The sequence below is a fragment of the Bacillus sp. CZDM1 genome (genome assembly GCF_055502545.1).
Window position 1 is genome coordinate 245,125 of record NZ_JBUESO010000002.1, and the last position, 15,924, is coordinate 261,048.

General features: G+C 38.3%; 13 protein-coding genes. 7 read left to right on the forward strand and 6 right to left on the reverse strand.

Annotated features, from left to right (window positions below):
- Positions 1-65: 65 nt before the first annotated feature.
- Complete coding sequence (locus ACY3XC_RS05690) at positions 66-1,112, forward strand: VanW family protein (RefSeq protein ID WP_464867669.1); 1,047 nt, start codon at positions 66-68, stop codon at positions 1,110-1,112.
- A 53-nt stretch (positions 1,113-1,165) separates the two neighbouring features.
- Here the strand turns inward: ACY3XC_RS05690 and ACY3XC_RS05695 are convergent, their stop codons facing one another.
- Positions 1,166-3,868, reverse strand: coding sequence for a cation-translocating P-type ATPase (locus ACY3XC_RS05695; protein WP_464867670.1), 2,703 nt, complete (start codon positions 3,866-3,868; stop codon positions 1,166-1,168).
- 186 nt (positions 3,869-4,054) lie between these two features.
- Here ACY3XC_RS05695 and ACY3XC_RS05700 point away from each other — a divergent pair, with 186 nt between their 5' ends.
- Positions 4,055-4,492 carry a universal stress protein gene (locus ACY3XC_RS05700; RefSeq protein ID WP_179161327.1) on the forward strand — a complete coding sequence of 146 codons (438 nt, stop codon included), beginning with the start codon at positions 4,055-4,057 and terminating at the stop codon, positions 4,490-4,492.
- Positions 4,493-4,678: 186 nt separating this feature from the next.
- A complete protein-coding gene (locus tag ACY3XC_RS05705; RefSeq protein WP_464868040.1) occupies positions 4,679-5,548 on the forward strand; it encodes a DUF1259 domain-containing protein in 870 nt (289 codons plus the stop codon).
- A gap of 83 nt (positions 5,549-5,631) precedes the next feature.
- On the opposite strand, the gene ACY3XC_RS05710 is transcribed toward ACY3XC_RS05705, so the two are convergent.
- Positions 5,632-7,338 (reverse strand): hypothetical protein, encoded by a 1,707-nt coding sequence (locus ACY3XC_RS05710; protein ID WP_464867671.1) that lies wholly within the window; start codon positions 7,336-7,338, stop codon positions 5,632-5,634.
- Positions 7,339-7,821: 483 nt separating this feature from the next.
- On the opposite strand from ACY3XC_RS05710, the gene ACY3XC_RS05715 reads away from it, so the two are divergent.
- A complete protein-coding gene (locus ACY3XC_RS05715; RefSeq protein ID WP_464867672.1) occupies positions 7,822-8,394 on the forward strand; it encodes a hypothetical protein in 573 nt (190 codons plus the stop codon).
- Positions 8,395-8,459: 65 nt separating this feature from the next.
- Here the strand turns inward: ACY3XC_RS05715 and pepF are convergent, their stop codons facing one another.
- Both pepF and rluF read right to left on the reverse strand, forming a co-directional pair.
- Positions 8,460-10,274 carry an oligoendopeptidase F gene (gene pepF, locus ACY3XC_RS05720; RefSeq protein ID WP_464867673.1) on the reverse strand — a complete coding sequence of 605 codons (1,815 nt, stop codon included), beginning with the start codon at positions 10,272-10,274 and terminating at the stop codon, positions 8,460-8,462.
- 111 nt (positions 10,275-10,385) lie between these two features.
- The gene (gene rluF, locus ACY3XC_RS05725) at positions 10,386-11,102 is read right to left on the reverse strand and encodes a 23S rRNA pseudouridine(2604) synthase RluF (protein ID WP_464868041.1); all 717 of its coding nucleotides are present in this window, start codon (positions 11,100-11,102) and stop codon (positions 10,386-10,388) included.
- Between the two features lie 201 nt (positions 11,103-11,303).
- Between rluF and ACY3XC_RS05730 the strand changes: the two genes are divergently transcribed.
- Entirely contained in the window at positions 11,304-12,173 is an 870-nt protein-coding gene (locus tag ACY3XC_RS05730; protein ID WP_464868042.1) for a cation diffusion facilitator family transporter, read from the forward strand.
- 57 nt (positions 12,174-12,230) lie between these two features.
- Positions 12,231-12,716: a PaaI family thioesterase gene (locus ACY3XC_RS05735; RefSeq protein WP_464867674.1), complete on the forward strand. Its 486-nt coding sequence runs from the start codon at positions 12,231-12,233 to the stop codon at positions 12,714-12,716.
- 46 nt (positions 12,717-12,762) lie between these two features.
- Here ACY3XC_RS05735 and ACY3XC_RS05740 read toward each other — a convergent pair whose 3' ends face one another.
- A complete protein-coding gene (locus ACY3XC_RS05740) occupies positions 12,763-13,101 on the reverse strand; it encodes a hypothetical protein (RefSeq protein WP_464867675.1) in 339 nt (112 codons plus the stop codon).
- A gap of 158 nt (positions 13,102-13,259) precedes the next feature.
- Positions 13,260-14,183, reverse strand: coding sequence for a TetR/AcrR family transcriptional regulator (locus ACY3XC_RS05745; protein WP_464867676.1), 924 nt, complete (start codon positions 14,181-14,183; stop codon positions 13,260-13,262).
- A 187-nt stretch (positions 14,184-14,370) separates the two neighbouring features.
- Between ACY3XC_RS05745 and ACY3XC_RS05750 the strand changes: the two genes are divergently transcribed.
- Complete coding sequence (locus ACY3XC_RS05750) at positions 14,371-15,900, forward strand: DHA2 family efflux MFS transporter permease subunit (protein WP_464867677.1); 1,530 nt, start codon at positions 14,371-14,373, stop codon at positions 15,898-15,900.
- The last annotated feature ends 24 nt before the right edge of the window (positions 15,901-15,924 follow it).

Consider the following 15,924-nt stretch of genomic DNA (forward strand, 5'->3'; position numbering starts at 1 on the left):
TTCTGAATATTCGAAAGTGTTTCGTTGGGGATGACGAGATTTTGGGAAAAGAGGAGAAGTTGTTTATGGCTATACGGACCTGGGTGATTTCATTCATATTAATTGGCAGTTTAATAGGATTAGCAGGCTGTGCGGAGAAAACAAATGGCAAAGAAGCAGACCTTGAGCACAAAGTAACAGAACTTGAGAAGAAGCTTGAAGAGCAAAAGGCCGCAGAGGAAGCAGCAAGAAAAGCCGCTGAAGAAGCGGAAGCAAAGAGAATAGTTGAGGAAGAAGCGAAAAAGCCGAAGGTGGTAAATGTCATTGACCCAAATACCAAAACTATTTTAAAAAGCCTCATCCCAGTGGATATGGGTTTTGGAAGTGATAATGAAAAATATAAACAGGAACTTGAGCAATGGGCTAAGGAGTTAGCACGGGGAACAGATAAGACTCCTGGTTATGACTCGAAGATGATACTGGATAAAATTGATGCAAACGGTCAAGTAATTAAAGGGCAGCCAAGAGTGGTTCTTGAAGAAGCAGAACTAGTGACGAAAGTAATCGAGGCTTCAGTCAATGGCGGCGATGTTTTTCTGCCAATCTATGTTACTGAAAGCGGCTATAAGCCTGAAGACGCAGCCCATTTATCTGAAGTGGTGGTTGCAACGTACACAACTAAATTTAATCCTAGCGTAACAGGGAGGAACAAAAACATCGAACTGTCTGCGCAGGCTATAGATAATGTCATTGTTGGAACAGGGGATATTTTCTCCTTTAATCATACAGTGGGACCAAGTGATGCTGCACATGGCTATCAGCCTGCTCAAGAAATTGTGAATAAGGAATTGGTCATGGGAATTGGCGGCGGAATTTGTCAAACATCTTCAACCATGTTTAATGCAGTTGATCAATTAGCTATCGAATATGTAGAATGGCATCATCATTCCTTGACAGTGGGGTATGTACCTTCAGGGCGAGATGCAACGGTTTCATATGGTGGAAAAGATTTTCAATTTAAGAATACAGCGGGTGTCCCGTTCCTGATTAAGGCGATTTACAATGGAAATGGTACCCTCACAGTTGAAGTTAGAACAACTGCAGCCTATCAAAGCTTACTTCAAAAACGATAAGATATAATAGGAAAAGACGTGTGAACCTCACCTCACACGTCTTTTCTTTTTGCTTAATAGTTTGTGGTTTTATTAGATTGGAAATCCTCTGATGAAGGGAAGAAAATCCGTTTTCCTGCTTTGTAGAGTTCATTAAAAATAACAGGCAGGAGTGAAAGTGTTAGGATAAACAACCAATCCTTTAAAGTTAATACATTAATTTCAAAGATTTCATTAAAAACTGGAATGTTTACTAATGCAATTTGTATAAAGATTCCCAATAAAATGGAACCAACTAAATATTTATTAGTAAATAAGCCCACTTGGAATATCGATTTATGGTTGTTTCGCAAATTAAGAGAGTGAAATAATTGTGAAATGCTTAAAGTAATAAAAGCCATCGTTTGCGCGTGCATGAGAGCATCCTTTGGGACATGGGCGAAGTCGATGGTGAAAATGGAATCAGCCTTTGTATAAATCATCAGCCCTGCGATAAACGCAAACAGCGTTATAATCCCAATCAACAATCCATTTGTTACTGTAAATGTGCCACTTCCATGAGCGAAAATACTTTCCTTAATGGATCGTGGTTTCTCTTTCATTACATCCGGATCGTCAGGGTCTAGGCCAAGAGAGATTGCAGGCAGGGTGTCGGTGATTAAGTTTACCCATAAAATATGAACAGCCGTTAAAGGAGCAGGCCAGCCTAGCAAGATTGCAATAAACAGGGTGACGATTTCGCCTAAATTGCATGATAGTAAAAATAGAATCGATTTCTTTATATTTTGATAGATATTTCTTCCTTCTTCAACGGCAGCTACAATAGTTGAAAAATTATCATCCGTCAGTACGATGTCGGCAGCACCTTTTGCAACGTCCGTCCCGCTCAACCCCATAGCAACTCCAACATCTGCCTGCTGTAAGGAGGGTGCATCATTAACACCATCACCAGTCATAGAAGCAATCTCACCGTTTGCTTTTAGTGCTTTGACAATTTTTACTTTGTGTTCAGGTGAAACACGTGCAAAAACAGATATATTTTTCACTTTATCCTTGAATTCGTGTTCACTTAGAGTGTTCAGTTCAAACCCGGACATAGATTCTTTTTCATCCATGGCAATTCCCAGCTCTTTTGCAATCGCAATAGCAGTTTTTTGATGGTCACCTGTAATCATAACCGTACGAATTCCAGCATTCTTACATTGTTCAATCGATTTTTTCACTTCTTCTCGAGGTGGATCAATCATTCCTGTAAGACCAAGGAGAATAAGATTACTTTCGAGCTTCTCTGGGATAAGGTCATCTAGTGAGGTGATTTCTTTATAGGCAATGGCTAATACGCGCAATGCTTCTTCTGACATTGTGTTTACCTTGTTGTTGATTTGATCATTTTCCTTGATGGTAAAGGGATATATATTTCCAGCATATACAATATGGGATGTGAGTGGAAGGATGCTTTCTAATGCCCCTTTTACCATTACGAGATACCGTTCATCGTGCTTATGAACAGTTGTCATCATTTTCCGCTCGGAATCAAATGGAATCTCGAAAACACGTTGATAGGCCATATCTAGGTGTTGTTTTTCAAAACCAAGCTGTTTTGCTGCAGCTACAAGTGCAATTTCAGTTGGGTCACCTGTTTGTTCCTCATCTGTGACAACAGCATCATTACATAATGCCATTGCCTCTAGAAAAAGCTTTTCGTGGGGGTCTTTTACCGAAAAATGGGATAATGGAACATACGAACCATTTACATAGACGTTGGTTACGGTCATTTTATTCTGGGTAAGTGTTCCTGTTTTATCAGAACAAATGACACTAACAGCACCAAGTGTTTCAACTGCAGGGAGCTTCCTCACCACTGCCCGCCGTTTAATCATCCGTTGTACACCTAATGCAAGCACAATCGTAACAATGGCTGGAAGTCCTTCTGGGATGGCCGCAACTGCAAGGCTAACTGCAATTAAAAACATATCTAAGAGGTCTCTTCCTTGGAAAAAACCAATTAGAAAGAGAACGGCAGAAATGAGGATAGCGCCGATTCCAAGGATTTTACTAAGTTCAGCAAGTTTTATTTGCAGGGGAGTAAGTTCGCGTTTCTGGTTTCCGAGCAAACCGGCAATTTTTCCTATTTCTGTTTTCATTCCTGTATGAACAACGACTCCAAGTCCACGGCCATACGTTGACAGTGTTGACATAAACGTCATGTTGTGTTGATCAGCAATAGGAATTTCTACTTCTGAGCGCCAGCTGGCATCTTTATCCACTGGAACAGATTCTCCTGTTAAGGAGGATTCTTCAATTTTTAAATTGGCGGTTTCAATTAAGCGTAAATCCGCTGGTATAAACCTTCCTGCATCAATCAACACAATATCTCCCGGAACTAGCTGCTCCGAGGGAATTTCCTTTAAGTTACCATCTCGTTTAACAATGGCTTTGGGAGTAGTCATTTTCTTCAGTTCATCTAATGCTTTTTCAGCGTTTGCTTCTTGGATAACACCTATAACACCATTAAGCAAAATAACCAGGACAATGATGACGGAATCGCTGTATTCACCCACCACTATTGAGATGATAGCTGCTACGATTAAAATGTAGATTAACGGGCTTTTGATTTGCTCAAAAAATAGCATTATCATTGAGGGCTTTTTACTCTTATTAAAGGCATTTGGACCTATTTTTTCCAAGCGCTTGTTAGCTTCCTCTGTTGAAAGACCAGTTGAAGGATCCGTGACCAACTCAGCAACGACTGCATCACTACTTTTTGTAAACCACATAACATCTTCACCTTCCACTAGATATTGGTAAATATCTCTAATTTAATTTAACCACAATAAGGGCCGATTTTCTGTAGAAAAGTGTAAGTAGTAACAAGTTCACAAATAGTTCAATTATTATAAAATTATGTGATGGATCTATTGGTACAATTAAGTTGAGAAGTACTATGATTATAGGGGGGAAGAATGATGAAAGAGCGAATCTTAGTCGCAATTGATGGTTCGAAAAATTCCCTTGAAGCATTAGACGAAGCCGTCAAATTGGCAAAGGCAACTCCAAGTAAACTCTATTTAGTAAATGTACAACCATCCTTTCATACTATTCATACAAGATTATTTATCGGTGAGGAAATGATTAGAGAATACCAGACAGAATTGTTTGATAAGGAGATGGAAAGTGCAGTACATCATCTAGAGGGTCAAGATATTGATTACGTCGCTTTAATGAAAGTTGGAGACCCCGTTTATCAAATAAGTCAGTTAGCAAAGGATCTAAATGTAAAGTATATTGTAATGGGGTCAAGGGGAATGGGCTTGATTCGAGGTACAGTATTAGGAAGTGTATCCACAGGTGTATTGCATGAAACCAAGATCCCAGTGTTAATCATCCCGCAAAAAGAATAGTAGTAAAAATTAATGGTTAGACCTTCGAAACGAATACTATATAAATTAACTAGCACCGTCATTTTATTGATGGTGTTTTTTTGTGCAATCTTTTCTTAAACTAGGTCCCAGCCCTGTCCAAATATGGCTTTTGGAATAGCTTATCCTGAGAGAATTTCAATCAGGAGATGATAAGTATTGAACAATATGAATAGCATGGAGCCAAGTGTACTATGTCAGGAATTCGCTAGAATTTTAGATGCAACTCCTTCCGTCATAAATGGGGTATGTACTGCAACTAGATCACGAACAAATATTCATCCGGTTGTATTGGGCCGTCGGGCTGAATCCTTTATGTTTGTGCCACAGGCATTTTCATTTGAAGGTATAAATGGAGAAGGTAGAGCATTATGTCTGGGGGAAACGGTCATCCTCCAAGATGAGGTTAATCCATTTATTTCTAGACTGCGAGAAGATGATATCATTGTGACTGCCTTACACAATCACTGGCTTTTTGATGAACCGCGCTTAATGTATATTCACTTCGAATCTATTGAAGAACCATTGGACTTTGCAAGAAAAGTCCGTGATGCCCTAGATGTCCTAACTACACGTAACATGGGTCGTTCGGGTCGGGCTCGACAGGTAACAAATAGAAGGGCAGAGGAACTGTGCGAAGAATTTAGCGATATTCTTGGAGGTATGAGCACATTCGAAGATGGTGTTTGTCTGGTGATGAATTCACGTACTAATATTTTGGCGCGAATACTTGGCAGGAGAACCAGGTCCTTTCTAGCTTTGCCGCAAATGTTTGTATTTGAATCGCTCTCTTCAGACGGCAGGGCACTATGCAGCGGTGAAACAGTCATTCTCCAAGAAGAACTGAACCCATTTATCAGTATTCTTCGTGAACATAATATTATTGTAACTGCTTTTCATAATCACTGGCTTTTTGAAAATCCAAGGCTCATGTACATTCATTTTGAAAAAATAGATCGTCCTGTCGAGTTTGCAAGAGATGTAAGGGATGCATTACAAGTGTTGACAACAAGAGAAGTAAGACCAAGTAAATCATAACCTGTTTTCTATTATTTATTTATTCTAAAATCATGAAAAAACACGATGAAGCTCATAGCTTTCATCGTGTTTTTTTTTATAGATTATTCTAATCCTTCAATTACTATTTCTTTTGCTGGAAGGAAGTCTTCATCTGTATCCAAGTAGGTGACATTTACTTTGTCTCCTTCTTTTAAGTAAATGACCAATGGTTCTCTTTCAGAGGATAGGATATAGCTTTTCTTGTTGTCTAAAAGGAATGAAACAACGGTGAAATCACCTGTCTTTTCCTTATATACACGGAGTACAGTGCCTGAAATCTGTTTTTCATCGGCTTTCGAGCTTCCATCAACTGAACCGCCGCCTCTTTGAAGGGCAGTTTTATACTGTTTTAAAGCTTCATTAGGGGTAACCCCGTACACGGAAATTTCTGGATTAGCGGCTGAAACGATAAAGTAATTCTGCAAAAATCCATTAGAATCAAGTACAGGTGTCAACCAGCTTGCCTCTCCATAGAAGTTATAGATTACAGGCATTTCACCATGCCATTTCTTTTCAATGAATTTCTTTTCAATAATTTGTAAGGCACCTTGTGAATCCATATAGGATTCTTCAGGATTCCCTGTATAATAGGTTGCTTCACCCGTACGAGAGTTTGTCAGCGAGTAGCCCAGCATGGAATCGACGCCTTCTTTTGGACTTGTGAAGTCAGTGAAATAATGCATTACACCATTTTGGTCGAATATCGGGCTAACATTAGCCTCTGTACCTTCATCAGAAGGAAGTTTTACGTCGGATTTACCGAATAAACTGTTCCAAAATCCATGAATATAGTTTCCGAAGTAACTGTTTTGCAAGCTGACAATTTCTGGTGAAACAGCACCATCAATAAATTCTGGAACTTCTGCTATCGAATAAGACTTTGTATCGCCGTTTCTAGAATCCACTACCACAACACCTTTAACATCAAAACCATTACGCGCAGAAATAAATTCTCCGTAGGAACGGATATAATAAGGTTTTCCTTCATCATCAATTTCTAATTGAACATCACCATAGAAAATATCTTTTGGGTACTGCATACGAATATGGCGTTCAATGGACTTATTAAAATATGAAGAGGGGGTATAGATCATAGCTGATTTTACGAATTTAGGATTAGCAGAAGAATCTGTAGCACTTAAAGTGAAATAACCAGGAGTTTCTTTCCCTTTCCACCATTTGAAAAAACCAGAGAACTCAACAGGAGCGATATAGACAAAATCTCCATTTACTTTTTGAATTTGAAGATTTCCCAGTTCATAATAGCTCGTATTTGGCACTTGACCAAAAGCTTTTTTCATTTTATTACGGGCGAATTCAGGTGGTACACTAGCAGGTGTTTCTTTCTCGTCAAAGGACTTAATTTCCACTTCTTGCTCCATTTGAGCAATCTCATATTTTTCATCCGCATTAAACAGAAAGGCAGTGAGAAAGTAAATTCCAACGATCAGGCTTGCTGCAAACAGCAGTGCTTTTACTTTTCTCTCTATTCCAGTGGAAAATACCGCACCTAAGGCTGTTACTATAATAGCAAGCACCCATAAAGATGAGAGGTTCCTATCATAATTCGTAAAATAATAGTAAGCAAAAACAGAAGGGATCAGAATAACAATAACAGCGATAATTATCTCGGGAAAAAGCTTTCTATCACCATTAGAACCCTTTTTATTACTTTTCCTATCGGCGGACTTATCATCTTTATAAATCGGTATAAGAACTAGAGCAGACACAATAGCAACAATCAGCACAAACAAAAACATATTCCCCATAACCAATTCCCCTTTATAATCAATTATCTTTTTACTGATTCTCTTTATATACGAATATATAGGAATAAAGTTTCAATATTGGCCGGTGACAACATTTGGCGACATTATTTAGAGACAGGCACCACTCGTGTACAGTTGTACGCCTGGGGTGGACAATCTTGTGAGCTACATGAAACATAAAGCAGAGGTAGTGATATTTTTTTAGAAAAATAAAGTTCCCTCCAATTGTTTTTGGTAAGGGAACTTTTATGTTAAATAAAATCAAATTTTTCCACGTTTTTACTATTTAAATTATTATCATTTTTTTCATTTTCCTAACGTATGCTTTATTGTACTCCATTTTTTAGCAAATTAAATCAAGGAGGGCTGCCAAAGAGGATAAAGGATGTGAGGGTCAGTCATTATGTACTATTCAGTAATCTGGTTGGGTGTGAACACGGATTTCCAAGTATGAGGAAAATTAATTGGAAGAGGTGTATTTAGGTGAATTTAACATCCTTTTTACGATTTACTGGAGTAAGTTCTATTATTACAGGGGTTCTATTCCTTTCTATGGCTATTTGGTATAATATTTCTTCTTTAGAGGCAATTGGTTCCTACCTTAACTTAATTGGAATGGCATTTTTACTATTAGCACTTGCAGGGATTTATTTACGACAAATGAATGCTATTGGAATTGTTGGTTTTATAATTTTTCTTATTTCTTTTATTGGAGCGGTGTTATGGGCAGGGTTTGGCTGGGTAGGAGCATTCGTAGTGCCTGCCTTGGAAGAGGTAGCACCAGAAATAGTATCAGGTGACCCTCCTGAAATGATAAATTTAGGTTTGACCTTATCGATGGTTACTTTTTTTGGGGGTATGTTATTATTCGGACTCGTGACTGCTTGGAAAGCAATCCTGCCTAGAGGAGGCGCGCTTTTATTAGCATTGGTACCCATTTTAGAATTTATTCCTTACGGATCAAATGTTGCCCAACCACTTGCGGGAGTTGCATTAATTTGGCTCGGTTATGCGCTTTGGAAGGGGAATTATGAAGAAGTAGGTACTGGGAAGTAAAGTAAAGGATAAGTATAAAAGTGACAGGAGCCCTCCGGAAAATTGGAGGTTGCCTGTCACTTCTTTTATGAATATGATTTTTCTAATTCGTCTATTAGTGAACCAACATATGCTACTGCTTTACGGACTGGGTCAGGTGTCGACATATCTACTCCAGCACGTTTTAGCAGCTCAAGAGGTTTCATTGTTCCACCTGCACGAAGTACCTCGAGCCAGCGGTCAACAGCGGGCTGGCCTTCTTCCTGAATTAATTGTGCCACTGTAGTAGAAGCGGTCAATCCTGCAGAATAGGTGTATGGATACAAGCCCATGTAATAGTGAGGCTGACGCATCCATGTTAGGCTTGCACCCTCATCGATTTCCACAGTATCCCCCCAGAATTCAGAAAGTACATTCTTAGTCAGTTCAGAAAGAGAATTAGCAGTAAGTGCTTTTCCGCTTTCAGCAAATGCATAAACCCTGCGTTGATATTCTGCCTCTAGTAAATGGGTAACAAAATTATGATAATACGTGCCTAGCAGCTGAAGGACAACCCAGCGACGCATTTGTTTGTCTTCATTATTGGCTAAAAGGTGCTGCCCTAATAAAAGCTCATTCATGGTTGATGGAGCTTCAATGAAATACATGGATGGACGAACATTCATGATTCTTTGTTTTTTGTTAGCCAAGTAGAAATGGCCTGCATGCCCGAATTCATGTGCCAGGGTGAAGCATCCGCGCATATTGTCCTGCCATGTAACCAAAATGTATGGGTGAGAACCATAAGGACTGGAGCAGAAGGCACCAGTGGATTTCCCAATATTGTCCGCAAGATCTACCCATCTCTCTTTGAAGCCCTTTTCAATCATTTCACTGTATTCTGGTCCCATTACCTTTAAAGATTCCAAGATTAGTTGACTAGCTTCTTCATAGGTTGTTTCTGGGTTAAAATCAGGATCTAAGGGTGCTTTCAAATCACAAAACTTCATGACATCAAGATCTAATGCCTTTTTCTTTAACTGTGCAAATCGGCGCATATGAGGTGCCAGCTCTTTAAAGATAATATCAATCTGGTTGTTATACATATCAAGTGTTACCTGATGCGGTTCTAAGAGCATTTGTTCAACTGACTGATAGTTTCTTAATCGAGAAAGTGTTACTTGCTTTTTTACTTCCGCTGAATAGGCAGCTGCGATTGTGTTTCTATATTGTTTTAGTGTTGAAACGAAAGAGTCATAGGCTTTTCTGCGTGTTTCAGTATCTGCAGAAAACTCGTAGCGGTTTTCAAATAAGGCAAAGGATACCGATAATTCATTTCCCTCACTATCAGCGATCGCGGCAAAGTTCATGTCTGCTAATTTTGCCATGCTATAAATGGTATAAGGGGCACCATGAACCTCACCTAAAGCCGCTAACACTTCTTCCGTTTCGGGTGAAAGTCGATGTTTTTTCGTTTCAAGCATATCGAGTAAATCTTTTTGGAAAGGTTGAAGTTCCAAATTCTCTTGAAGGTATTTTTCTATACTTCCTTCTTCTAGTGAAAGAATCTCTGAATTGATAAATGATAATGCGGCAACCATTTTTGTCCGTAATGCAGCTAATTTTGATGAATTCGCCTGATTGACCGGATCAGTCCCATCAGCGGATTGCTTCAAGCTAGCATACGTTGCTGCTTTGACCATTTTCATAAATAGATTTTCCTGAGCAATCAAGCAAGCTAATAACTCTTTTGAACTAGTATGTAATGTCCCTTTAAATGCCTCAATCTTTACAATATCTCTTTCAATCACTTCAAGTTCTGCTTCCCATGCCTGCTCAGAAGCAAATAAATCATCAAGATTCCACGTTAAATCCTCTGGAACCTCTGAGCGAGTAAGTCGTTTTTCAACAGTCTTTTCCATAAATATCTCCTCCTGCTTTTCCTTCGTGTCTCTAAGTAATATCATATATTATTTGAAAATTATAGCAACTAAAAAAATGGAGTCATACCGTTTAAGGTTTGACTCCATTTTTCACCATTCTCTAGGTTCATAATTAAGATCACTAAATAATTGATTCTTTTCTTTCTTCGTTAAATCTCTCCATTGACCAATAGGGAGGCTGCCCAAGTTTATATTCATAATCCGAATTCTCTGCAGACGAACAACGGAATAACCGAGTGCGGAGCACATTCGTCGAATTTGACGATTTAACCCTTGCGTCAAAATAATTCTAAAAACATACCTAGATAATTGCTCCACCTTACATGGAAGAGTTTTCGTATCAAGGATGCTAACTCCTTCTGACATCTTCTTTAAAAACTCCGAAGTAATCGGCTTATCCACCGTAACGATATATTCCTTTTCATGCTTATTCTCCGCACGGAGTATTTCATTAACAATATCTCCATCATTCGTTAAGAGGATTAATCCGTCTGAATCTTTATCTAGTCTTCCAATGTTAAAAATTCGAAGCGGATGGTTCACTAAATCAACGATATTACCTTTGATATGTCGTTCAGTTGTGCTTGTAATCCCCACAGGTTTATTAAGGGCGATATAAACATTATTTTTGGCTACCCTAATGGTTTCCCCGTTTACACGAACTACATCACCAGGCTCTACTTGACTGCCAACCTTAGCCACTTTCCCGTTAATCGTAACTCTTCCTTCTTCTATCCATTTATCTGCACCGCGCCTTGAGGTTTTTCCGGATTCAGATATAAATTTATTTAATCGCAGGTTAAACACATCCTTAAATTCGTTCAATATGTTCTTAGAATACTTAACTGCTAGCTTAATTTCAAGGTTTAGCCTACTTTAATGTTTCCCAATCCCAACTTTTTTTCATACCTGATATATATTTCGAACAAGGGAAAAAGGTTTCTCTAGACCCACTAGATGTTTTTGTTCGATAATATAGATGAAGATATAAAGTGGGTGAGGAAAATGATTGAAGAACAAGGATTTTTGGATTTAAAAAGGGGAGAACGTGGAGCTATTATAAGTATTATTGCCTATATATGTTTGTCTGCATTAAAACTAGCCGTAGGATATATAGCAAATTCAGAGGCATTGAAAGCAGATGGTTTGAATAACGTAACCGATATTGTTGCATCGCTTGCTGTTCTTATAGGTCTTAAACTATCGCAAAGGCCTGCAGATGATGACCACCCTTATGGACACTGGAAAGCAGAAACCGTAGCTTCTATGGTCGCATCCTTTATCATGATGGCAGTGGGACTCAAAGTTGCCTACGACGCTATTTTTAGTATGTTTTACGCACATAAGGAATCTCCAGACGTAATCTCTGCATGGACGGGACTATTTTGTGCTTTCGTTATGTACTTTGTTTATCGGTATAATAAAAAACTAGCAACCGAAATTAACAGCCAATCCGTCATGGCCGCAGCTAAGGATAATCTTTCTGATGCATGGGTAAGCGTCGGCACGTTCATTGGTATTATCGGAGCACAGTTTGGACTGCCATGGCTGGATCCTTTAGCAGCAGTAATAGTGGGTTTCCTCATTTGTAAAACTGCCTGGGACATTTTTAAAGAAGCCTCGCTCTATTTAACCGATGGTTTTGATGAAAAGGAAATAGAAATATATAAACAGACCATCCATCATTGTCAGGGCGTAAAGGGTGTGAAAGAAATTAAAGCAAGAAATTACGGGAATAACGTTGTTGTTGACGTTGTCATCCTTGTTAATTCCACATTAGATGTTAAAAATGCCCATGATATTGCTACAAAGGTAGAAGATGAATTAATAGCAAAACACAAGGTTTATGATGTACATGTTCATGTTGAACCAAAATAATGACATTCATAGTTTATAATTGATATGTTATAATTTTCTGAAAAGGGGGAATATAGCATGGTTGAAAAAGTACATAATGCAATTCAAGATGAATATCCGGATGATTTTGCTTGGTGTTATGGCTGTGGCAGATTAAATCAGGAAGGGCACCATTTCCGAACAGGCTGGCTAGGAGAAAAAACAGTAACGATTTTTTCTCCAGAACCCAAGCATATAGCACTTCCTGGATTTGTTTATGGAGGCGTCGTCGCCTCTCTCATTGATTGTCATGGTACAGGGTCAGCCTCCTTAGCTTTACGCAAAAAGAATGGTTGTGAGGCAGGAGAAGGAACTGAGCCTCCTAGATTTGTAACCGCTTCATTGAAGGTTGACTTTGTTAAACCGACACCCCACGGAGTACCTCTAAAGGCGATTGGAGTCGTTCATGAGATACACCCTAAGAAATTCAAGGTGGAGACAGAGGTATTTGCCAATAATGTAGTTTGTGCCCGAGGCGAGGTAATTGCCGTAGTTATGCCAAATACTTTTTTTAAACAAGAATAAAACAAAAAAGGAAGGAGTTTTTAATATGCTCCATTCCTTTTTTTGTCTAATTTTTTCTCCTGATTTTGAATACCCCCATATTATTTCCATCCCAGCCCCTTGAGATGATATGATTACCACTTATTGTGTCGTAGAGTTTAACATTGTTAGGACCAGATGTATTTGAGTTTTTTTTCGGGGGAAGATCTATTACTTTTTGTTGGTCAATTACTTCTTGTTGAACTATTTCTTCTTCCTCTTCAATCTTAATAGGACTAATTTCTATATCTATACTTAGGGATTTTCTGTTCCGAAGTCCTGTGCCCCAGAACTTGAAAGAATCAAATATAGACTCCTTATGTTCTTTTGCGGGTGTTTGATTGTTGTCTGGTGAAAACTCTCCCATAGTAGCACCTCCTGTTGCTTTTTAAAGCAGTAACAAACTGCTCCTCCACGTAAATTGTAAAACAAACCTTTGTTTTTACTAATTTACGTAAAACTACCTAGAAATGCATGGGCAAACGCTTAGTCTAAAAAATTCTAATATTCATAACGGAGAATTTTTTAGTTTTCTTCTTCTTGATCTGCCTTCAGATGTTGAAAGAAGGCAGTTATGATTTGGTTTAGCTGTTGCAGTTCTTTTTCCCAAATGAAACCTGGGTTGTTTTGCAGTGATTGTAAGGCGCTTTCGATTAGAAACTTCCTTGGTTCTCTGGTGTGAAGGATTTCTTCTTGGATGAAATCCAGCAGTTCATGATACTTTTCTTGGTCCTGTTTATCTTGAAAGTGTTTTGTGATGCAATTTCTCATTGGACCCACGATTTTATAAAATTGATCAATCAATTCATAATTATTTTTCTGCAGCCCCGGAAGCCATTTTTCTAAAAGCTCAGGTTGGTGCAATTGTTCGTCAGCTTTAGCTACTTCTTCAACCATTTTAACTAAACGATTCACACTATATCTAACGACAGTGCTAATTTTCTCATTTGAATCAGTTGCCAAGCGATTGTATTGGAGGTTGTTCTGCAGGAGTCCCTGAAACATAATGGCACAATCAAATAAGTATGGTTTATTTTTTTTACCAAAGATATCAATAAACCTGCTAAACATCCATCTTAGTGAACGTAATCGTGCGATGCGGATATATTGTTTCAAATCTGCATCATTGGTTGACATTACTTCCTCGTAGAGAGCAATTAACTTATTTTTTCTATTTGAAAGCATTTGTATTTCTAATTGTTTAATGAAGACCTCAATATCTGAAGGGCTTTTCCCAATTAATAAATCATTTCTTTCCTTTTGAACTTTTTTATAAACTGCTTTATAAATGGCGATTAATAATTCGCTTTTAGATGAGAAGTATTTGTAAAAAGTCCCTTTGGAGATCCCGCTAAAATCTAAAATATCTTGAATCGATGTTGCTTGAAATCCTTTTTCAATAAATAATTGATGAGCTTTATTAATAACATGCTGTTTCCGATCATTCATTTTATCACCTATAATCCTTAATATACTACCTGTATAAAAATATACTACAATATAAAGAATAGTATTACAAACCCATAATTTTGTAGTATTTTTTGATTGCAAAAAATGAACTGTCGGTATATTATTAATAAAGCGTGAAACGCAGGTATAAAAAAATGTACAAAGGGTTTATAGGGGGTATTTAAACATGGAACACAGTAAAAATGAAACAAAACGTCCCCCATACGGGATTATTGTAATCCTGATGATTGGGGCATTTATTGCTTTTTTAAATAACACTTTACTTAATATTGCACTTCCATCCATAATGGCTGACTTAGAAGTAGATGCTTCAACTGTGCAATGGTTGACAACTGGATTCATGTTAGTAAATGGAATATTAATACCAACTACCGCATTTTTAATTCAAAAATATTCTGTACGAAAACTTTTCTTAGTTGCCATGGGCTTATTTACTGTAGGAACCATCCTTGCTGGGATGGCACATGTATTTCCGGTTTTACTAACAGGCAGGATGACGCAGGCAGCGGGTTCAGCGATTATGATGCCACTTTTAATGAATGTCATGTTAGTAAGCTTCCCTATTGAAAAAAGAGGAGCAGCAATGGGGATTTTTGGATTAGTTTTAATGGGGGCACCTGCAATTGGACCAACATTATCTGGTTGGTTAATAGAAAACTATGACTGGAGAATGTTGTTCCACTTTGTAACACCAATTGCAGTAATTGTTCTATTAATCGGCTTCTTCTTATTAAAGGATAAAAAAGAAAAAGTTAATATTCAACTTGATTTCTTATCTGTTTTACTTACAAGCGTGGGCTTTGGCGGCTTACTTTATGGGTTCAGTTCAGCTGGAAAGCAAGGCTGGGACAGTCCACAAGTTTATTTGACGATTGCGATTGGAGCTATTTCATTGCTAGTGTCTATCTTACGTCAACTAAAACAAGATCAGCCTATGCTTAATTATAGGATCTTTAAGTTCCCTATGTTTGCTTTATCATCTGTTATCTCAATGGTACTTACGATGGCTATGTTTTCGGGGATGCTTTTGCTGCCGATTTATGTTCAAACGGTACGCGGCATATCTCCATTTGATGCAGGGCTAATGATGCTGCCAGGAGCAATCATTATGGCGCTTATGTCACCAATTACCGGTAAACTATTCGACAAATTTGGCGGACGTCTTTTAGCAATAACTGGCTTAGTCATCACGGTGGTAACAAGCTATCTTTTCAGCCAATTAACACTAGAGACAACGTATACTCAATTACTGCTTTTATTCTCAGTCCGTATGTTTGGGATGTCAATGGTGATGATGCCAGTTTCTACAAACGGGTTAAACCAATTGCCTGCGCGTTTTTACCCACACGGTACTGCCATGAACAATACACTTCAGCAAGTATCTGGAGCAATTGGAACAGCATTATTGGTAACCGTCATGGCAAACCGTACAGAGTCAAAGGCTATCGAGCTTGGTGAAGCAGCTATGGCAAACTTGACTGAGCAGCCAACGGCAGCAGCACTAGCCGAAATGCAGCAGCAAATCCTGATGAGCGCAACATTAGATGGTATAAATTTCGCCTTTTTCGTATCCACCTTTATTGCTGCTGTTGCACTTATCCTTGCTTTCTTTATGAAACGGGCGAAACAAGCAGAAGATAATATAGAAGAAAATCCAGCAGGGAAAAAGGTAGTTAATAAACTTGTAGAAAATTAATAGTATACTTCACGTCTAAACTCT

Bases quoted from the DNA above. Each gene is read 5' to 3' on its own strand.
- ACY3XC_RS05745 (WP_464867676.1), bottom strand. From the start codon at position 14,183: ATGAATGATCGGAAACAGCATGTTATTAATAAAGCTCATCAATTATTT.
- ACY3XC_RS05735 (WP_464867674.1), top strand. From the start codon at position 12,231: ATGGTTGAAAAAGTACATAATGCAATTCAAGATGAATATCCGGATGAT.
- ACY3XC_RS05705 (WP_464868040.1), top strand. From the start codon at position 4,679: ATGAATAGCATGGAGCCAAGTGTACTATGTCAGGAATTCGCTAGAATT.
- ACY3XC_RS05690 (WP_464867669.1), top strand. From the start codon at position 66: ATGGCTATACGGACCTGGGTGATTTCATTCATATTAATTGGCAGTTTA.
- ACY3XC_RS05750 (WP_464867677.1), top strand. From the start codon at position 14,371: ATGGAACACAGTAAAAATGAAACAAAACGTCCCCCATACGGGATTATT.
- ACY3XC_RS05700 (WP_179161327.1), top strand. From the start codon at position 4,055: ATGATGAAAGAGCGAATCTTAGTCGCAATTGATGGTTCGAAAAATTCC.
- ACY3XC_RS05740 (WP_464867675.1), bottom strand. From the start codon at position 13,101: ATGGGAGAGTTTTCACCAGACAACAATCAAACACCCGCAAAAGAACAT.
- ACY3XC_RS05710 (WP_464867671.1), bottom strand. From the start codon at position 7,338: ATGGGGAATATGTTTTTGTTTGTGCTGATTGTTGCTATTGTGTCTGCT.
- pepF (WP_464867673.1), bottom strand. From the start codon at position 10,274: ATGGAAAAGACTGTTGAAAAACGACTTACTCGCTCAGAGGTTCCAGAG.
- ACY3XC_RS05695 (WP_464867670.1), bottom strand. From the start codon at position 3,868: ATGTGGTTTACAAAAAGTAGTGATGCAGTCGTTGCTGAGTTGGTCACG.